Origin of the sequence: Spirosoma soli, from assembly GCF_042684525.1 — a bacterium.
GTDB classification, from domain to species: domain Bacteria; phylum Bacteroidota; class Bacteroidia; order Cytophagales; family Spirosomataceae; genus Spirosoma; species Spirosoma soli.
Map to the genome: position 1 here is coordinate 98534 of NZ_JBHULN010000014.1, position 19196 is coordinate 117729.

The following is a 19196-nucleotide window of genomic DNA, read 5'->3' on the forward strand; positions in this document are numbered from 1 at the left end:
ACTGTTATTTTACTCCGTCCGCAAACTCTTTGTCGGGTTCATCAGCGCGGCTTTGATGCTTTGGAAGCTGACCGTCAGCAGGGCCACTAACGTAGCCAGTACACCGGCCAGAGCAAATACCCACCAGTCAATATCGATCTTGTACTCGAAGTTCTTGAGCCACTCGTTAATGCCGTACCAGGCAATGGGTGAAGCAATAAGAATGGCGGTCAGAACCGGTTTCAGAAAATCTTTTGATAATAAAGCGACAATACTTGGAATTGACGCGCCTAACACTTTCCGAACGCCAATCTCCTTGGTTCGTGACTCAGCTGCGAAGGTAGCTAAGCCAAATAGACCCAAACAGGCGATCAGGATAGCAACTAACGTAGCAGTTTCGATGAGTCGCGCCGTCCGGATTTCGTTTTGGTAGGCTTGCGCCAGGGCCTCATCTAAGAATTCATAACTGAAAACCTGATTTGGGAAAATGCTTTTCCATATGGTTTCAATGGTTGCCAAACTTGATCTGAGTGATGCTGCTGACACATTTTCTGCTGCCAGCTTAATGCCTGCCTGATAAAAGTGCTTAGGAACCACTTGTAATAAAGTAGGATCGATGCCCTGATGCAGCGAGTTGACATGGAAGGTTTTGACCACACCAATGATGGGGGCCGACTCCTGACCATCACCGAAATGCACCAACTGCCCAATAGCCTTTTCAGGTTTATCAATACCTATTCGCTTCAGGAACACCTCGTTAGCAATAAACTTAGGCAATGTGTCACCCTCTCGAAAGGCTTCACCGGCAATGAGTTGAATGCCATAGGTGTTCAAAAAATGAGCATCAACCAGTTTCATTTGTGTCCGAATTTCAATGGGTTCTGCGCCCTTTCTGTATTGCATAGCGCTCATCCAGTTACTCTCTGCCGATGGGCTGTTAAGCGAGAAACTGACATCTTTGATCTGCGGGGAGGCTACCAGTTGATTACGAAATGTTTGCAGTTTCTCAGGCTGGTTGTTAGGTAGCCCGACAGTGATGATGGCGTTTTTGTTAAAACCAAGATCCGCGTTTTTGAATAATGACAATTGCCGGTTGATAAACAACGTACTACTAATCAGGATCATCGACACCGTAAACTGTACTATCACTAAACCCTGACGGAACGTAATACCACCAGCAGCACGTGGCAATTTGTTATTCTTCAGTGCCCAGATGGGCGGCATACCTGATAGGCGGAAAGCGGGATACGTGCCGGCCAGTAGCGTAGTCAGGATTAATAATGCGGTCATAAAAGCGCCAACTTGCCAGGAGAATAAGTCGGGTGTCGACAAGGGAAGGCCCATCAAGTTAGCGGTTGCCGAGAGCGCTACCCAGGCTAACGCGAGCGCCAGTATGCCCGACAGGAAGGTGAGTAACCCGGCCTCGGTCATGAACTGGTAGATCAGCGCCAGCTGGTTGCTGCCAACGGCTTTGCGAACGCCAATCTCCTTAGCCCGTTTAAGCGCTTTGGCCGTTGTCAGGTTAATGAAATTGATGCAGGCAATCAGCAATACAAATGCGCCAATCAACGACAAAATGTTCAGTAGCTTGAGATTAGCTTGCCGACCGCTGAAGTTAAAACCATAATGAAGCTTCGACAGGGAGTTCAGGGTAAAGTGTTGATTCTTAATTGTTTCAGGGTCTTTCTGGTATTTCACCTGAATGGCGTGGAACCGTTTGTTTAACTGTTCGGGTTGGATTCCTCTCTTTAACAAAGTGTACACCTGGTAGTTGTCGCCGAAGCCACCCCAGCCGTGGGTGTCGTAATCCGGACTAACCCGCTTAAGAGTCGGTATGGAAACTAGTACATTGAAGGGGAAATTGGTGTTGGCTGGATAGTCTTTGAGTACGCCCGCCACTAATAAACTGTTATCATCGCCAAGCAAAAGGGTTTTGCCTATGGCATCAGTGGTGCCGAAAAATTTCTGAGCATAAGATTCCGTAAGCACCACTTGGTTGGGTCGAGATAGTGCCGTTTGAGCGCTACCGGCAATCCATTGATAGTCAATTAAATAAAATAATTCGTTGTCGGTAAAGGCGATTTGTTCTTTAAAGAGTTTACCCTCCTGCGGAATGGCAACAGATTGTCCAGATGCCCGGTACACGGGAGCGACTCGTTCAATTTCGGGTACTTCATTTCGTAAGACGGCCGTCATCTCTGTGTACGTACCGGCGTGCGATTCGCTGTTCTGCACATTAGTGGTTTCGACCCGATACACCCGGTCGCCGTTTTTGTGGTGCTTGTCGTAGCTGGTTTCGTGGTTGACCACCACAAAGATCAGAAGGGCGCAGGCCATGCCGAGGGTCAGGCCAAAGCCGTTGATAAGCGAAAAAGTTTTGGCGTGGGTCAGGTTGCGCAGGGCGATTTTGACATAATTCCGTATCATATCGGGACTTAATGAGAGTGGTTGGGGGTATCGGGGTGGTCGTTTTGATTGGGCCAGCGGCCGCAGCAGCTTCAATGCACTCAGGCAATAACTCCAGTCAGCCCGCCGTTTGCCAACAGTGCTGAGCCAGTAGTCGTACAGCTCCAGCAGGTCGCCCTGCACTTCTTCGCGCGTGTCGGGATGGCCCAAGGCGTTAAGGAGCCAGGTGGCCCAGCGGGGCGGTTGAGTTTTGGCGTTTGGCATAGGGTTAAGGGCGTGGGGCTAAGGACTTGGGGTAGACCTGTGCTACGCCCTCGGCCCCAAGCCCCCTGTCATTTATCCAGTGATCAGCTGCAACGTCTGTGGTGGTAGAGAACTCCACAATTCTTCGCGGACCTGTTTCACGTCGCGCAGTGCCTTTCGGCCGGCGGCCGTGACGGTAAAAAAGCGTTTTCGCCGACCACCCCGTTCAGCGGTTGCCCCGCCCATCCGGGAGACCAGGAATCCTTTCTCTTCCAGGCGTTGTAGAGTCGTGTGAACCGTACTGAAACCGACGGAGCGCCCGGTTTTTTGCTCGATTTCTTGCGTCACGGTTACGCCATACGCTTCTTCGTCCAGAATGGCTACGGTTAACATGACGACTTCTTCAAACTCTCCCAGAAAGGCTCGTTTCATGGTATTGGTATTTTATACGATAATGCCGATCAAATGCGATGCCAATAAGTAAAAATGCCAAATCAGCACTGTAGGCGCTGATTTGGAAAAATTGATAACGATGAAATTGTCCAAAAGCGGACATATAGCGTACCCAAACGGACAAGATGTGGAGGGAGACCTATATGGTTTTTGAAACCGCACCGGCTTGTAGGTCTGGCTTACTCACTACGAATTGATTTCACCGGATTCACCAACGCGGCTTTAATGACCTGAACACTCACTACTGCACTCGTCAGCCCGGCCAGCACTACACCAACCTGCACGAACGGTTGCCAGTTAATTTGGGTGTGATACGCATAGTCGGCCAGCCAGTCGGATAGAATCCAGTAGGCAAAAGGCCAGGCCAATAAATTGGCAATGAGCATCACCCAGACATATTCTTTCAGAAACAAGACAACGATGTTGGGCACCGAAGCACCCAGGACTTTACGAATGCCAACCTCTTTAGTCCGGCGGGCCACGCTTAACGACACCAGGCCTATTACGCCAAGCAACACGATTAGTAGAGCCAGGCCGGTGGCTACGTAAGCCGCTTTCTCCAATTGCAATTCGGTCTGATAAAGCTTCTGGAGCGTTTGGTCCATGAAGGCGTAATCGAATGGTGAGTCGGGGAAGAGTTCGCGCCATTTCTGTTCTATACCAGCCATGGTCTGACGGGTAGTGCCTGATGCTAACCGGAATGAGAAGAATCGGTAAAGCGGTAAGACCTGAACCTGACCAATGGCTAAGGGAGCAATGGCTTGGTGCATTGTACCAACGTGGAAATCCTGCACGACACCCCGAATCCGTAATGTGCGCGGAAAGCCTTGAAACCGAACGGCCTGCCCAACCGCAGCATCGGGTGTTTTATAGCCTAATGCCTTGGTAGCCGCTTCGTTAACGACAATACTGGTTGAGTCGTAGCCACCCCGACCGTAGTGAAAATACTGACCAGCCCGTAAACCAATCTGGTACGTTTGGGCGTAATACTGATCGGTTGTCATGGTCTTTACACTTACCGCCTGCGTCGAATCTTTACCTTCGGGATAGAGGTTACCGCTGTTACCAACGTTTCCGTTGGGAATCTCGAAGGACAGACTGGCTGAACTGACACCCGGCAGACGAGCAAACTGATCACGGGCGGTTTCCATCCGGGCGACTCCTTCCTTCGACCAGTTACGGGGCAGTGACGATACCGTTACCACGGCCTCTTTCTTAAATCCGAGGTCCGTATCAAAAAAGTAAGCAATTTGTTTCGAGACGATGATAGCGCCAACAAATACAAAAATGGCAATGGTAAACTGAACCGTAACCAACCCACGCCGAAACAAGATGCCCTCTTTTACTGATTTCCCTTTGCCCTTCAACGAGTCAACCGAGGAATAAGCTGACAAATGAAGGGCTGGGTAACCGCCTGCCAGTCCGCCAATAAGCAGGACCACACCACTTAGTAGCCAGCCGTAACTCCAGGGTAAGGCGGTAAAGGACAAAATCGTTTTGCCAACAAGGTCATTGAACAACGGCCGGAACAGAACGTATAACCCTATCGACAAGACCGTAGCAACTGTTGTTAAAGCCAGCGCTTCGATCAAAAATTGGGCGGTCAATTGTTGGCGAAGGCCACCTAGTGCCTTCCGGACGCCAATTTCGCGCAGCCGCGACGATGAACTGCCCATTGACATATTGACGAAGTTAACGACTGCCATCAGCAGGATGAACAGCGCCACTACCGATAGCGTAATGATCATCTTTCGGACCAGTCCGTTGTTGCTGTGCAGGTAGTAATCCGTCAGTGGAGTGACGTATGCCGTCAGGTTCTTTTGTATTTCGTTGGGTGCGTTTGTCGAGATTAACTGGGCAAGCGGCTTGTCTAAATCCTGGGGCGTAACACCTGGCTGGAGTTCGACATAGGTGACGATATACGGGTTTTGCCACGAGTTCATATCGGCCCCAAAATAGGGCAGGCTGCCCAATGACATAAAGATCTCATTGCTCTCCGGCAGCAGTTGAGATACCGAACTGGGAGGCAACTCCTTCAGGACGCCGGTGACCAGATACTCCTGCTTGCCTGACTGGGGTGTTTCGATCGTCAGCGATTGGTTCAGAACGTCGGTGCTGCCGAATAGCTTACTGGCTTTTTCTGCTGAGATAACGATGGAATTAGGGCTGGTGAGTGCTGTTTTAGGATTTCCCTGCAATAAGTCGAAGCCGTACATCGTAAGCAGGGTGGAATCGCCAATCTGAATAGATTCGCGAAAATGCTTATCGCCCTTTGAAACGGTGGCCCCTACGCCGTGAAACCGGTAATAATTAGCCACTAGTGTCGGGTACTGCGCTTTCAGGGCTGGCCCAATAGGAGCTAGGCTGGTAATGTCCATGCCCATATTTTCCTGTTTCCACCGACTTTGCACAATGCATTGCCGATCGGCATTTCGCAGTTGCCGATTGACCTGAAATTCGCTCCAGACATAGCTGCCGATCAACAGTGTGAACGTGATACCGACGGCTAAACCGGTGATGTTAAGGATTGAATAAAACTTACGCCGGAGTAGGTTTCGCCAGGCGATTTTGAGGTATGAGCGAAGCATGTTATCCCTTTTTAGTATGTTAGTTTCATTCGAAAAAAATCGTTACGTTATGAGGCCCATTGCTAAAGACGTGCCTACTGGTGGAACCATCCTTGTCAATCGGATTACTTATCTCGCCGAGCGTTACGATGAACAATATGATATCCTGCCAGGCATTGATGTGTCTTTGCCGGAGCAGGACTTTGCCTGCGACTTAGGTATTTTTCCACCACGTAGGGTTGACTGGCTGAATGATTTAATCCGGGTTGAGCCACCGATCTCAGCTTTTGAAATCGTTATGCCTACTGAACCCCCCGAAACCTTGATAAACGCTATCCGAAGGCACTACTTTGTCAATGGCGTTAAATCGGCCTGGGTCATTACACCCGATCAAAAATCAATTTCATTACTTCACCCCGACCAGCCTATTCACGTTTTTACCAATGGTTTGATTCATGATTCAGCGAGTGGCCTTGACATAGACGTTGCAGACGTGTTTACCTGGTAAGATGCCATTTCTTATTTACTCACTGCGCAATGTCTTTACCGGATTCATCAGGGCAGCTTTAATACTCTGAAAGCTCACAGTTACCAAGGCAATGCTTACGGCTACTAATCCCGCCAGCGCAAACACCCACCACGCAATGTTAATTTTATAAGCGAAGTCCTGCAGCCAGCCGTTCATGACGTACCAGGCAATGGGCGAGGCTATGACGACGGCAATCAGCACGAGCTTCAGGAAATCTTTGGATAATAGCGCGACGATGCTGGTAACACTGGCCCCAAGGACTTTCCGAATGCCAATCTCCTTGGTTCGCTGAACAACTACGTGCGAAACCAGACCGTACAAACCCAGACAGCAGATCAGAATGGCGATGCTGGTAAAAGCATTGATCAGCCGCGCAATCAGGTTTTCAGTTTGATAAAACTGGGCGACCTGCTCATCCATAAACTCGTATTCAAACACTTCATCGGGGTAAAGCTGTTGCCACGCTTGCCGGATGCGTTCGAGTGATCGGGCCAGGTTGTTTCCCGAGATGCGGATACCCGCCTGCCGGTACCAATCAGCTCGGCTGGCAATGATGCAGGGGGCAATTTCGTCCCGTAACGATTTCTGGTGAAAGTCTTTGACAACACCAACGATGGGCAGATGGACCGGCGAAAGCCAATGTTGCAATCGTTTACCCAGCACCTGCTCAGGATGCTGAAAGCCGAGTTTATGAAGTAGCGTTTCGTTAATCAGGTACTCACGAATCGTGTCGCTCGGCATAATGTTACGACCCGCAATGATCCGCAAGCCGTACGTATTTACGTACTCAGCGTCGGCCAGCCGCTCATTAATCGGATAGGGCTCCCAATCAGTTTTGCCGTTGAATTTGAACGAACCGCCAAAGTTCTGGGCGCTGGAAGGTGGGCGGTGACTCAGTGTTATAGTTTGAATGTCAGTGTATTGGTTAAGTGTTTGTTTGAAAGCCTCCTGTTTGACTTTTGTGTTATAAGGCAATGGAACAACCACGACATCATCTTTCCGATAGCCCAAATCAGCCTGTTGCATATAACGTACCTGATTGGCCACCACCAACGAGCCCAGAATGAGCGCCTGACAAACGGCGAACTGAGTCACAACGAGTATCTGACGTACCGTAATGCCTCGGCCTGTTTTAGTCGTTAGCTTACCCCGTAATGCTTCCCAGGGCGAGACACCCGACAAAACCGCAGCCGGATAGCCACCGGCTAGCAGGATTACTCCCAGAAGTAACGATGTAACGACGCTTACTGTCAGCCAGTCGAGCTGTAGCGACAACGGAAGTTGCACCCAATCGTTGAACAAAGGCAGAAAGAGTCTGACCATCACCAACGATAAGGTAGTAGCTGTCAGAATGATGAGTGTTGTTTCCAGTAAAAACTGCCGGATCAGTTGCCCCCGCGAACTGCCCAGCGTTTTCCGAACGCCGACCTCTTTGCTGCGCCGGAGTGCCTGGGCGGTAGCGAGGTTGACGAAGTTGATACAAGCGGCTACAACCAGCAGCAGACCAACAACGCCCAATGACCATAGCAGTGACGGGCGAATGGACCCACCGCCCCGCGCTACGTCGAAATGGAGTTCACGTAGGGGCTGGACAACGAAATGAAAGATTTTGGCATCTACCCCATACTGTTTTTTGCCCAAAGCAGGTAACTGTTGCTCAAGGCTGGTGGCTGCAGCAGGATCTTTGAGCGTAACGTATAGTCGATTGGTGCTGTTGAGAAAATACCAGTCGGCTTTATTGAATTTTGGATCTAAGTTGCTGATCGTCGCCATCGAAATGAACAGTCCCAAATCTGTGTCGGTTGTGCTCGGAGGGGCCGCCAGTACACCGGTGACTGTTGCCTCTACCGCGTTATTGAGCCTCAAAATTTGCCCCATGGGATTAACATCGCCGAAATATTTCTTGGCCCACGACTCAGTTAGTACAACGGTATTAGGTTCACCCAGGGCCGTTTTAGGGTTTCCCTGCAACCAGGTATAAGTCAGTATGTCAAACCACTCCGGTTCGACTAACCCTGTGCCTTTATGTTCCTGAAAGCGTATAGGTTCTGCTCTGCCAGCATGCTTAACGCCAACGGTTAACTCCCGATTCATCATCAGAAAAGCGGCCTGCTCTACCTGCGGATAGGCTGTGCGTAGGGTTTGCGCCATGGGCAGGGGCGCTTCGGCGTTGTACTCAATGGAACCATCAGCCAGGTAGAGATCCGTATCAATCCGAAAGATACGGTCGAACTTGGCGTGGTGACGGTCGGTGCTGAGATGATGCCGCAAAAACAGGAAAATGAGCAGGCCACCCGCTATGCCTACAGATAAGCCAATGGTGTTCAGCAGTGCGTAACTGCGTTGCAGACGTAGATGCCGAAGGCTGATTTTGAGGTAGTTCTGAAACATAAAATGTCCGTACCTGATTGTGAAACCAAGGTACGGACATTGCTGGTAGACAGGTTGTTAAAAAACGTTAAGCCTTGTTTTTGGCTACGGATAGAGCAGATACTTCTTGCGCATTTGCTTGTAATTCGCCAAGCCTGGCTCCCAGCTTTGCCGAATCTCCTTCTCCGATGTTCCGGCGATGATCTGCTTTTTTAGGTTTTCGGTGCCCGCCAGTTTGTCAAAATTGCCGATTTCATTACTCTGACTCATGTCGAAGAAACGGGCTTTGTCGGGGTAGGCTTTGTACAACTCCATAAGCCATTGGAGGTTTAATTGCTTGGTTTTGCGAAGTTTATTGACATCGTACTTCCTTAAATCGAGGCCATAGCAGTCGGTATCCTGGTGCAGGGGCGCTTCTTTCATGCCTTTTATACTGATCGGACGGAACGAGAACGAGTAGATTCCTTTCAGAGCCGGAGCTCCCAAAACCGTGAAGGGCATATACGTGCCCCGGCCCTGGCTGATAATCGTTCCTTCGAACAGGCAGACACTTGGATAAAGCAGAATGGATTGCTGCGTGTTGAGATTTGGCGAAGGGGCCACCGGCAACACATAGGGCGTATCGTGTGTGTAGTTAGCGACCTTAATGATCTTCAGTTTACACGAATTTTTGGCTACGCCCCAGCCCTCGCCATTGATCATCTGAGCAAACTCGCCGATGGTCATACCATGCGTAATGGGAATCTTATGCATGCCAATTCCCGAATGAAGATGATCTTCCAGAATAGGGCCATCCACAACGAAGCCATTTGGATTGGGCCGGTCTAAAATCATCAGCTCTTTCTTGTTCTCGGCGCAGGCTTCCATGATGTAGTTCAACGTATTGATATACGTGTAGAAGCGGGCTCCTACATCCTGAATGTCGAAGATGAGCAGGTCGATTTTTTCGAGTTGCTCTTTGGTTGGCTTTTTGTTTTTACCGTAAAGCGAAATGATCGGAATGCCTGTTTTAGCGTCTACTTCATCGGCAACCTTGGCGCCATTGCTGGCGTTACCGCGAAAGCCGTGTTCTGGTCCGAACACCATCACAATGTTTACGCCCAGGCTTTGTAAACTATCCACACTGGGTTTATTGCCAATAAGGGATGTTGGATTAACGACCATGCCAACGCGTTTACCTTTGAGGTAAGGAAGGTACGTCGCAATGCGGTCGGCCCCCGTTATCAGGCGCGGCTTTGACTGGCTGGTGCCGGCATAAATGGCGGCCTGGTTTGTTATCGGTAGTGGATTGGTAGGACCGACACCAGGTATCGTGCACAGTGCCCCCAGTACGAGCGGGAGCCAAATAAAGGAAAACGATTTCATACAAATTTTCACCAATGAAGCAGCAATTTGAGCAGAAAACAAGAATGGATCAAACTTGGCAAAAAGTCAGCGCTGTTAGGGTAAATACAATCAGCCGCGAAAAGCATACAACGATCCGGGATTCGTATAATCCGCCCGCCAGCCTACGGGGCGAACTTTGCATGGTTCAATAACTAAATCAATGCAACCATGAACAACGTAGTGATTATCACAGGTGCTTCGTCCGGTATTGGTAAAGAAAGTGCTACGTTATTTGCCCGGCATGGGTATCGGGTGTTTGCCACGGCTCGTAACGTAGAACGCATGAAAGACCTTGCCGCACTTGGCTGCGTCACGATTCGGCTGGACGTGACGGATGAAGAGAGCATTCAGCAGGCGTTTAAGCAAATCTACGCCCAGACCAGTCGGGTAGACGTGCTGGTGAACAACGCCGGTTTCTCCCAGAACGGCTTCTTTGAAGAACTAACTCCGCAACACCTTCGCTATCAGTTTGAGGTGAACGTCTTTGGGCTGGTTCGGGTGACGCAGATGGTACTGCCAAAAATGCGCGAGGCCCGGCAGGGACGCATTATTAACGTCGGTTCGGTTGGCGGTGATTTTACGACGGCCGGGGCCAGCGCCTACCACGCGTCGAAGTACGCGCTGGAAAGCTTAACGGATGGTTTGCGACAAGAGGTAAAAAATTTTGGCATCGACGTGGTCCTGGTCAAACCCGGTGGGGTCGAAACAGAGTTTATCAACAACGCGGCCTCGTTCTACCCTAAACCGATTGCTGGTAATCCGTACGGGGAGATGCGCGAGAAGTTTCAGAAGATGACCGAAACCATTTTGGATTCGGCCAACAGTTCGTTCCCTATCCTGAAGGCTACGGAGGTAGCTAAAGCCATATTTGACAGCACGACGGCCAGCCGACCACGTACCCGGGTGCGGGTGGGGCGAACGGCGAGAATGATGCCGATTATGAAGGGCGTGCTGAGCGACCGTGCCTTCGATAATATGATTATGGGCCAGCTTGGATTAAACAAATGATCGACTTCCTGAAGATAGAATCCATCAGTCAATTGCATCGGATGCTGGGGTACGAAAAGCCCCGGCACCCGTTGATTACTGTGATTAACTACGATCAGATTACTACCCACCCTGAGCATTACAACGTCAGGATTGTGGTCGAATTTTACGTCATCAGTCTCAAGAGTCCCGCTCCCAGGTCCGTGCAGTACGGTCGGCAGTACTACGACTTCGACGAAGGAACGATGATGTTTATGGCACCGGGTCAGGTTTTCTCGGTACAGGCGTTTAACGAAGAGACGCAGTACGAGGGCTGGGGACTGTATTTCCACCCCGATCTGCTCGTCCATTCCGATCTGGGTCGGAAAATGAAAGACTACACGTTCTTTTCCTACGCCGTTAGCGAAGCCCTGCACGTGTCGGACGATGAGCGGCAAACCCTTTCGGTGCTGGTCGATACCATTCGTAAAGAGTATAGCGGTAATCTGGACCTCTACAGCCAGCGGGTCATTGTCACGGCTATTGAACAACTGCTCAACTATGCCCAGCGCTTTTACGGACGGCAGTTCCTGACCCGGCAAAAGCTCAATACAGACTTAATTTCCCGGTTCGAGGAGCTTTTGATTACGTATTTCCAAACGAACCAGCAGTTTGAAAACGGCCAGCCGGGCGTAGAGTACTTAGCCGGTCAACTAGGCCTTTCGTCCAGTTATCTAACCGATTTACTAAAGCGGGAGACGGGCAAAACGACTAAGGAGTACGTACAACACTACGTCATTGAACTGGCTAATCAGCGACTGTTAAGCACCAGCGAAACCGTCAACGAGATTGCCTATGGACTGGGGTTTGACTATCCGCAATACTTTAACCGACTCTTCAAAGCCAAAACCGGTATGACACCCGTGGAGTATCGGACCTTAACCTAACGTGGGCTAAGGCTATAGAGCAAAGAGCCTGGCGTATGGAATACTCCAGGCCTCCAGCCCCATGCCCCACGCTATTCGGTTCGCAAACTTTTAACCGGATTCATCAGAGCAACTTTGACGGCCTGAAAGCTGACGGTCAGTAACGTAAGGAGCAAAGCACCGCCCCCCGTAAGGGCAAACACCCACCACGATAGCTCGGTGCGGTAGGTGTAATTCTGCAGCCAGTTGTTGAGCAAATAGTAAGCAAGCGGAGTAGCGATGACCAAAGCAATCAGCACCAGACCGACAAAATCTTTGGATAACAGCCGCCAGACATTGAAAACCGACGCGCCCAACACCTTGCGAACGCCAATCTCTTTGGTACGTTGCTCAGCGGTAAACGAGGCTAGACCAAACAGACCCAGGCAGGAGATAAAAATAGCCAGGCCCGAAAACAGGGTTGCCAACTGACCGATGCGTTCTTCGCTACGGAACTTCTGATCGTATTCCTGATCGACAAACGTATAGTTGAAGGGAGCCTCGGGCAGGTGTTCCTTCAGCACCTCGCCAATGGTAGCCAGGGCTGCTTGCGGGCTGCGCTCGGGATTGAGCCGCATGGTCAGGAATTTGCCAGGTTGGTCATTGATAAAAAAGACTGTCGGTCTAGCCGGTTCATAAGGAGAATCCATGACCATATCCTTAATCACGCCAATGACGTGGAAACGAACGTTGAAGTTATTGCCACTCCAGGTGATGGTTTTTCCAACGACATTCTGCATTCCCATAAACGCCACGGCTGACTCGTTCAGTACGATACCCAGCGAGTCGGAAGCCAGTTGCCGGGAGAAGTCACGGCCTTGTTTAAACTGCCACCCCACCGTTTTGCCGAATTCATGCGATATGCTGATTGTGCCAAAATTGACCTGTAGGGTTGGGTCTTTGCCGGCCCAGTCAAAACCGCCGTTGGTCGAGCGCACTTCGGTCAGCGGACTAGCCGATTCGCCTACTTCAAGTACCGCTCCTGATTTAATCAGCTCGTTACGAACGGTTTCTCGATGTTGTTTATAGTCCGGCACGTTCAGGAGTAAGGAAATTAAGCCGTTCCGGCTGTAACCGATTGGCCGGTTCTTAGCGTACTGAATCTGCTGATAAACCACAAGGGTACCGATGATGAGCGTGATCGAAACCGTGAATTGCATAACGACCAACGCCCGACGAGAAACCGCAACGCCCCGGTTCGCCTGAAACGTGCCTTTTAACACCGAAACAGGCCGGAACGACGACAGGTAAAGCGCCGGGTAACTTCCCGCAATCAAGCCCGTTAGTAGGGTGAATCCCAGTCCAAACAGCCAGAAAAGCGGAGTATTGATCGGAATCGTTATGTGTTTGTCAGCTATCTGGTTGAAGAAGGAGATCGCTAAATAAGCCAGCCCAATAGCTACGCCATAGGCAATCGTGACGACTAGCAGCGATTCGCTGAAAAACTGAACGATCAGTTCCTTACGTCGCGAACCGATTGCTTTTCGAACCCCCACCTCTTTCGCCCGGTTGATAGAACGGGCTGTCGACAAATTCATGAAGTTGATACAGGCCAGCAAGAGCACAAAGACCCCGATGATACTAAACAGCCAGACAAACTGAATGCGACCGCCCTCGTTTACTCCGTTTTTCCAGTCGGAATACAGATGCCAGCGGGACATAGGATAAAGCACAACTTCAGGTTTCTGCGTAGCCACTGTCCGTGCATTATCGGCTAAAAGATTCCTGATTTTTGTCGACACATCCGCCATTGTGGCTTGCGGACTGAGTTCAACGAAAATCTCAAACGATGTGTTGGTCCAGTCGTCTTTCGCTTCGTTTACCCAGGGTGTCGAAGCAGCGTACAGGTCCCAGGGGGTAATAAACTGAACATCGTCAAAACTGTTTCCGGCTGGAATATCTTCGTAGACCCCCGTAACGTTGACCGTCATCGTATTGTCGAGGACCAGTGTCTTGTGAAGGGGATTCGTGTTACCGAATAACGCTTTAGCGAGCGATGCCGACAGTAATATCGAAGCTGGCTCTTTTAACCCATCCCGACTGCCTTTTACCATCGTTAACGATAGCATCTCCGGCGCTCCTGGCGTCATGAACTTACCGCTTTTTGAAAAGACCTGATCGGTTAAGGTGATAGTATGCCAGCTGGTCCACCAGGCTAACTCAACGTGCTTGAAGTTGCTGCCGTAAGCATTTTTCAAGCTTTGAGCCAACGGAATTGGTAAGCCTGCTCGAGTATCCGTATGGCCGTTAATCATTCGGTTTCGCATGACTTGGGCAATTCGGTCGTAGTGCTGAAATGATTTGTTGACTGACAGCTCATCGTACAGCCAAAGGCCGATAAGCATCGCTACGGTCATCCCGACAGCCAACCCGCCAATATTGATGAGCGAATACGCTTGCTGCTTAATCAGGTTGCGCCAGGCGATCTTAAAATAGTTGCTAATCATGTCCATGTTACTTGGGTTAGGGCACTTAGAAGCTTGTCGTTTAATAATAAAAGGCCGCATCAGGCTCAGCACATCCCGCCAGTAGCGCCACCGCGCCCGACGCAGCCCCACGGTCTCGACCCGCTCCTGAAACAGCTCGTCCAGATCGCCCTCCAACTCATCCAACAGATGCGGAGCGCAGAACCAGCGTAGTAGGCGGGTGGCTAAGCAGGGTGGGTATGGAGTAGTGGGCTTCATAACTACTCAGAACGCAGACATTTCACCGGGTTCATCAGGGCAGCCTTAATGCTTTGGTAGCTGACAGTCAGCAAGGCTACTAAAGCCGCCAGGACACCCGCTAAGGCAAACATCCACCACGACAGGTCAATCTTGTACGCAAAGCCTTGCAACCACTGGTGCATGGTGTACCAGGCAATTGGGATGGCGATGATAATAGCGATGAGCACCAGTTTCAGAAAATCTTTGGACAATAGCGCCACCACGCTGGGAACCGATGCGCCAAGGACTTTGCGAACGCCAATCTCTTTCGTGCGCTGCTCGGCGGTGTAGATGGCGAGTCCAAACAGCCCTAAGCAGGCAATGATCATCGCCAGGGTGGTCAGCGAAGAGAACAGGTGCTGGAACCGGGCTTCCGACTCGTGAAGCTTGGCCATCTGCTCATCCTGGAAACTGTATTCAAACGGTTTTTCAGGAACAAACTTGGTCCAGATGCGCTGCAACGCAGCCACCGTTTGTGCCATATCCGCCGATCGTACTTTTACAAACAGCGTCCCGGGGTTCTTGAAGTTAGCCACAAAGCCGAACGGCTTGATCGTTTCGCGGAAGGAGGAGAAATGGAAATCTTTAACTACCCCAATGACGTGATAGTAGTTGGAGTCGGCTTCTGGGCCGTCCCCCGAATTCCACGCGATTTTCCGGCCCACGACCGGTTCGGTCAAACCCAGTTGTTTAACTGCGGCTTCGTTCAACACAATAGCTGTTGAATCCGTACCAAACTGGCGGGAGAACGTCCGGCCTTCTTTCAGCGCGACGTCCATTGTTGGTAAAAAGTCGTAGTCGACCACCAGAAAATTGAGCAACAGGTTTTCCCGTTTCCCTTTCGCTCGCACACCGATCGTCCAGTTTGATTTGCCAAATACGCCCGTAGCCTCACCTACATTGACAACAGCCGGGTCTTTCTTCCATTCATCGACCAGGGCATCGCGGTTGGTTAGTCCTCCGGCGTTTGACACGACGACGATGTTTTCCTGATCAAATCCAACTTTCTTCTCCTGCATGAAGGTTAGTTGACGCGAAACCACCAGCGCACCGGCCAACAACGTGATCGAGATAACAAACTGGAAAACGACCAACCCCTGGCGCAGCACAACACCTTTGCGCGAGGTGACGAAGTTGCCTTTCAACACCTTGACCGGCTCAAACGACGACAGATACAACGCCGGATACAGACCTGCCAGCAAGCCTACCAGAAGCACTACACCAACCAGAATCAGCCACACCGGACGGCTCTCGGCAGAAAATAGCGAAAGGCCGCTGCCAAGCAGGTTGTTGGTGAAAGGGAGCAGAACGGCCACGACCGCAATAGCCAGCACAAACGCCAGCATCGCTGTTACTACCGATTCGACCAAAAACTGACGGATCACCGAACTTCGGGGAGCGCCGGATGCCTTGCGAACCCCGATCTCTTTAGCCCGTTTCGATGATTGGGCCGTGACCAGATTGACGTAGTTGACACCGGCTAAAATGATGATGAATACCGCAATTAGTATCAGAATACGCACATACGATCGATCACCATTTGTACCCAATTCCCAACGCAGAGCCGAGGTTAAATGAATGTCCGTAAGGGCCTGCGTATAGAACTGATTTGTATTGTCCGGTACGTACTTGTTGACCAGCGGCTGTAACTTACTGGCAAATGCGGTTGGGTCAGCCGTTGGTCGCAATCGAACGTATGTGTAAAAATTGTATTGCCCCCACTGAGTACTAACATCTCCGTCAAACGTTAGGGGCATAAGAAAGCTAAACGTAAAATGGGAGTTGGCAGGCACGTCTTTTAAAACTCCCGTCACGGTGAACAGTGTGCCGTCATTAATGTTGACCTTCAGCGTTTTACCGATCGGATTAGTGTCGCCGAAATACTTGCGGGCGAATGTTTCTGTTAATAGGATGGAATTTGGGTTCTTGAAAGCCGCTTGTTTGGTTCCTGAACGGAACGCAAAGTCGAACACATCAAAGAAGCTGCTATCTACCGCCATTCCGTCGGGTTCATAGTATCGCTTGTCGCCATACTCAACCAGGACTTTGTTGCCCCAGGAAGGAAACAATCGGGTCGCATTGGCTACCTCGGGTAAGTCTTTCTGCAAGGCGGGCGCTAAGGGCGGTGGCGTTGTCGCGTCGGGAACTCTGGTTCCGTCATCATTGACAAAATCTTTCACAACCCGATACACTTGCTCGGGCTGGTGGTGGAACTGGTCAAAGCGCAGTTCGCGGTTGACAAAAAGGGCAATGACGGTAAAACAAACCAGCCCCGTAGCCAGGCCACCGATGTTGAGCAGGGAGAACGTACCGTTATTTCGCTGATTCCGCAAGGCGATTTTCAAATAACTCCGTATCATAGTAATGAGGCTTGGGTTTGGATATTCTCGATCCGGCGTACCGGTAGCTTGTCGTTTCATAAATTGAGGCCGCATCAGGCTCAGCACATCCCGCCAGTAGCGCCACCGCGCCCGACGCAGCCCTACCGACGCGACCCGCTCCTCAAACAGCTCATCCAAATCGCCCTCCATCTCGTCGAGCAAGTGCGGAGCGCAGAACCAGCGTAGTAATCGGGTGGCTAAGCGGGGTGGAATAGGTTGCTTGCTCATGACCAGGCGGTTCGGGGAATGGCGTCCCACATCTGACTGCGCAATTGCCGCACTTCTTCCAGCGCCCGCCGACCCATTCCCGTCACGGAGTACAATCGTTTCCGGCGACCACCGCGCTCCTGCGTGACGCCCCCCATCTCCGACGTGACCAGCCCTTTTTCCTGAAGCCGGTTTAAAGCCGAGTGTACAGCCCCGAGGTTAACCGCGCGGCCCATCTGCTGCTCGATCTCACCGACGACCGCTGCGCCGTACGCGTCCCCGACCCGGATCGCGACGGCTAGCAACACCACCTCCTCGAACTCGCCTAAGTAAGTCCCTTTCATGGTAATAGATTAGTTATGTATATGTATAACAAATGACGGGCCAGAGACGTAAACGGTCATTCCTTCGCAGAAACGGCTGTTTACAGGTGAGTTGTATAAGGAAAATTGTCCAGAAACGGACAGTAAGTGTACGGCGGTGGACAACCGTATTTCGTTTCTGTCAGGCGTTTTTATATACCCGCATGGCAAAGACATAAGCCACGAGCATAATGCCGACGCACCAGGCGAGCGCAACCCAGATGTCATTACCTACTGGCTGGTTTGAAAGCAGCGCGCGGATGGTCTCTACGATCGAGGTAACCGGTTGATTTTCGGCAAAGGCGCGGACAGGCCCCCGCATGGACTGAGTCGGCACAAACGCCGAACTAATGAATGGCAAAAAGTGAATCGGCCAGGCAATGGCACTGGCGCCGTCCACCGTTTTGGCGGACAATCCGGCAATCGCAGCCACCCAGGTCAAAGCTAGTGTAAACAACCCGAGTATACCGGCTACGGCAAGCCATTCCAATGGACCCGCCGACGAGCGGAAGCCCATGATGAGCGCTACGAGAATAATCACGATAATTGACAGGGCGTTAGATAGCAACGAAGTCAGCACGTGTCCCCACAAGGCCGCCGAACGTGCAATCGGCATGGAGTGGAATCGCTCGAAGATGCCCCGTTGCTTATCCATAAACAGGCGGTAAGACACGTAGCCTATACCGTTTGCAATGGTAATCAGCAGTATACCCGGCAACAGATAGTTCACATAGTTATCCGTACCGGCCTGGATAGCGCCACCTAACACATAAACAAACAACAGCATAATCGCAATCGGCGATATGGTGACCGTCATGATGGTGTCCATACTGCGAAAAATATGGCGCATGGAACGGCCAAGCATGACGCCCATGTCCGCCAGAAAATAGGTTCTCGTCGTTTCCATTTACTTTTTCTCGTTTTTATTGATGATTGCCAGAAATATCTCCTCCAGTGTCGGCTGTTTTTCAATGTACTCCACTTTGGCAGGCGGGAACAGCTTTTTCAGTTCGTCGAGCGTACCGCTCACGATAATCCGGCCCTCATGAAGAATGGCAATTCGATCGGCGAGCTGTTCGGCCTCCTCCAGATACTGGGTAGTAAGAAATACTGTGGTGCCGCTATCAACCAGTTCTTTGACAATCTTCCAAACCTCAATCCGGGCCTCTGGATCAAGCCCGGTGGTCGGCTCGTCGAGGAAAATGAGGGGTGGTTTTCCTACAAGGCTCATGGCAATGTCGAGCCGACGGCGCATACCGCCCGAATACGTAGACGCACTGCGGTCGGCGGCATCAGTCAACCCGAAGCGGTTGAGCAAATCGTCCGCTACCTGACGCGGATTGCCCAGGTGCCACAGCCGGGCTATCATGATCAGGTTTTCCCGCCCGGTCAACACCTCGTCCACGGCGGCAAACTGCCCGGTTAGGCTGATCGATTGCCGCACGCTGTTGGGTTTTGCCACGATGTCGAATCCATTAACGGTGGCCGTTCCGCTATCTTGTTTGAGCAGCGTGGTCAGGATTTTCACAATCGTTGTCTTGCCCGCACCATTGGAGCCGAGCAGGGCGAAAACAGTACCCCGCTTTACGTCAAAATCGACGCCATTTAGCACATTAAGCTGCTTGTACGACTTTTTCAGGTTGTTTACCTGAATAGCAATATTTTGCTTATTCATTT

The 19196-nt window shown here is 51.0% G+C and carries 14 protein-coding genes; 4 read left to right on the forward strand and 10 right to left on the reverse strand.

What is annotated here, in order from left to right; genetic code table 11:
- Nucleotides 1-9: 9 nt before the first annotated feature.
- The 3 genes from ACFSUS_RS20430 to ACFSUS_RS20440 all read right to left on the reverse strand — a co-directional run bounded on the left by ACFSUS_RS20430 (nucleotide 10) and on the right by ACFSUS_RS20440 (nucleotide 5669).
- A complete protein-coding gene (locus ACFSUS_RS20430; RefSeq protein ID WP_381525602.1) occupies nucleotides 10-2649 on the reverse strand; it encodes an ABC transporter permease in 2640 nt (879 codons plus the stop codon).
- 72 nt (nucleotides 2650-2721) lie between these two features.
- Entirely contained in the window at nucleotides 2722-3060 is a 339-nt protein-coding gene (locus ACFSUS_RS20435) for a PadR family transcriptional regulator (RefSeq protein WP_381525603.1), read from the reverse strand.
- Between the two features lie 200 nt (nucleotides 3061-3260).
- Entirely contained in the window at nucleotides 3261-5669 is a 2409-nt protein-coding gene (locus ACFSUS_RS20440) for an ABC transporter permease (RefSeq protein WP_381525604.1), read from the reverse strand.
- A 49-nt stretch (nucleotides 5670-5718) separates the two neighbouring features.
- On the opposite strand from ACFSUS_RS20440, the gene ACFSUS_RS20445 reads away from it, so the two are divergent.
- Nucleotides 5719-6156, forward strand: a complete 438-nt coding sequence (locus ACFSUS_RS20445; protein WP_381525605.1) for a hypothetical protein — start codon at nucleotides 5719-5721, stop codon at nucleotides 6154-6156.
- 15 nt (nucleotides 6157-6171) lie between these two features.
- On the opposite strand, the gene ACFSUS_RS20450 is transcribed toward ACFSUS_RS20445, so the two are convergent.
- Together ACFSUS_RS20450 and ACFSUS_RS20455 are read right to left on the reverse strand one after the other, a co-directional pair.
- A complete protein-coding gene (locus tag ACFSUS_RS20450) occupies nucleotides 6172-8568 on the reverse strand; it encodes an ABC transporter permease (protein ID WP_381525606.1) in 2397 nt (798 codons plus the stop codon).
- Between the two features lie 84 nt (nucleotides 8569-8652).
- Complete coding sequence (locus tag ACFSUS_RS20455; RefSeq protein WP_381525607.1) at nucleotides 8653-9912, reverse strand: exo-beta-N-acetylmuramidase NamZ family protein; 1260 nt, start codon at nucleotides 9910-9912, stop codon at nucleotides 8653-8655.
- A gap of 14 nt (nucleotides 9913-9926) precedes the next feature.
- On the opposite strand from ACFSUS_RS20455, the gene ACFSUS_RS20460 reads away from it, so the two are divergent.
- Genes ACFSUS_RS20460 through ACFSUS_RS20470 form a run of 3 tightly spaced genes read left to right on the forward strand, consistent with a single transcriptional unit; the run spans nucleotide 9927 to nucleotide 11846 of the window.
- Nucleotides 9927-10085, forward strand: coding sequence for a hypothetical protein (locus ACFSUS_RS20460; protein ID WP_381525608.1), 159 nt, complete (start codon nucleotides 9927-9929; stop codon nucleotides 10083-10085).
- A 16-nt stretch (nucleotides 10086-10101) separates the two neighbouring features.
- Nucleotides 10102-10941, forward strand: coding sequence for an SDR family NAD(P)-dependent oxidoreductase (locus ACFSUS_RS20465; protein ID WP_381525609.1), 840 nt, complete (start codon nucleotides 10102-10104; stop codon nucleotides 10939-10941).
- On the forward strand, nucleotides 10938-11846 hold the full coding sequence (locus ACFSUS_RS20470) for a helix-turn-helix domain-containing protein (protein WP_381525610.1): 909 nt from the start codon (nucleotides 10938-10940) through the stop codon (nucleotides 11844-11846). The genes ACFSUS_RS20465 and ACFSUS_RS20470 overlap by 4 nt, the downstream gene beginning before the upstream one ends.
- Nucleotides 11847-11917: 71 nt before the next feature.
- On the opposite strand, the gene ACFSUS_RS20475 is transcribed toward ACFSUS_RS20470, so the two are convergent.
- The 5 genes from ACFSUS_RS20475 to ACFSUS_RS20495 all read right to left on the reverse strand — a co-directional run bounded on the left by ACFSUS_RS20475 (nucleotide 11918) and on the right by ACFSUS_RS20495 (nucleotide 19194).
- Nucleotides 11918-14548, reverse strand: coding sequence for an ABC transporter permease (locus ACFSUS_RS20475; protein ID WP_381525611.1), 2631 nt, complete (start codon nucleotides 14546-14548; stop codon nucleotides 11918-11920).
- Nucleotides 14549-14550: 2 nt separating this feature from the next.
- A complete protein-coding gene (locus tag ACFSUS_RS20480) occupies nucleotides 14551-17178 on the reverse strand; it encodes an ABC transporter permease (protein ID WP_381525612.1) in 2628 nt (875 codons plus the stop codon).
- On the reverse strand, nucleotides 17175-17501 hold the full coding sequence (locus ACFSUS_RS20485) for a PadR family transcriptional regulator (protein ID WP_381525613.1): 327 nt from the start codon (nucleotides 17499-17501) through the stop codon (nucleotides 17175-17177). The genes ACFSUS_RS20480 and ACFSUS_RS20485 overlap by 4 nt, the downstream gene beginning before the upstream one ends.
- 160 nt (nucleotides 17502-17661) lie before the next feature.
- The gene (locus ACFSUS_RS20490; RefSeq protein ID WP_381525614.1) at nucleotides 17662-18426 is read right to left on the reverse strand and encodes an ABC transporter permease; all 765 of its coding nucleotides are present in this window, start codon (nucleotides 18424-18426) and stop codon (nucleotides 17662-17664) included.
- A complete protein-coding gene (locus ACFSUS_RS20495) occupies nucleotides 18427-19194 on the reverse strand; it encodes an ABC transporter ATP-binding protein (protein WP_381525615.1) in 768 nt (255 codons plus the stop codon).
- Nucleotides 19195-19196 lie beyond the last annotated feature (2 nt).

What these genes read in the sequence shown, in the direction of transcription:
- ACFSUS_RS20490 (WP_381525614.1), bottom strand. Translation starts at nt 18,426, where the DNA reads ATGGAAACGACGAGAACCTATTTTCTGGCGGACATGGGCGTCATGCTT.
- ACFSUS_RS20480 (WP_381525612.1), bottom strand. Translation starts at nt 17,178, where the DNA reads ATGAGCAAGCAACCTATTCCACCCCGCTTAGCCACCCGATTACTACGC.
- ACFSUS_RS20450 (WP_381525606.1), bottom strand. Translation starts at nt 8,568, where the DNA reads ATGTTTCAGAACTACCTCAAAATCAGCCTTCGGCATCTACGTCTGCAA.
- ACFSUS_RS20465 (WP_381525609.1), top strand. Translation starts at nt 10,102, where the DNA reads ATGAACAACGTAGTGATTATCACAGGTGCTTCGTCCGGTATTGGTAAA.
- ACFSUS_RS20430 (WP_381525602.1), bottom strand. Translation starts at nt 2,649, where the DNA reads ATGCCAAACGCCAAAACTCAACCGCCCCGCTGGGCCACCTGGCTCCTT.
- ACFSUS_RS20485 (WP_381525613.1), bottom strand. Translation starts at nt 17,501, where the DNA reads ATGAAAGGGACTTACTTAGGCGAGTTCGAGGAGGTGGTGTTGCTAGCC.
- ACFSUS_RS20445 (WP_381525605.1), top strand. Translation starts at nt 5,719, where the DNA reads ATGAGGCCCATTGCTAAAGACGTGCCTACTGGTGGAACCATCCTTGTC.
- ACFSUS_RS20460 (WP_381525608.1), top strand. Translation starts at nt 9,927, where the DNA reads ATGAAGCAGCAATTTGAGCAGAAAACAAGAATGGATCAAACTTGGCAA.
- ACFSUS_RS20455 (WP_381525607.1), bottom strand. Translation starts at nt 9,912, where the DNA reads ATGAAATCGTTTTCCTTTATTTGGCTCCCGCTCGTACTGGGGGCACTG.
- ACFSUS_RS20475 (WP_381525611.1), bottom strand. Translation starts at nt 14,548, where the DNA reads ATGAAGCCCACTACTCCATACCCACCCTGCTTAGCCACCCGCCTACTA.
- ACFSUS_RS20470 (WP_381525610.1), top strand. Translation starts at nt 10,938, where the DNA reads ATGATCGACTTCCTGAAGATAGAATCCATCAGTCAATTGCATCGGATG.
- ACFSUS_RS20440 (WP_381525604.1), bottom strand. Translation starts at nt 5,669, where the DNA reads ATGCTTCGCTCATACCTCAAAATCGCCTGGCGAAACCTACTCCGGCGT.
- ACFSUS_RS20435 (WP_381525603.1), bottom strand. Translation starts at nt 3,060, where the DNA reads ATGAAACGAGCCTTTCTGGGAGAGTTTGAAGAAGTCGTCATGTTAACC.
- ACFSUS_RS20495 (WP_381525615.1), bottom strand. Translation starts at nt 19,194, where the DNA reads ATGAATAAGCAAAATATTGCTATTCAGGTAAACAACCTGAAAAAGTCG.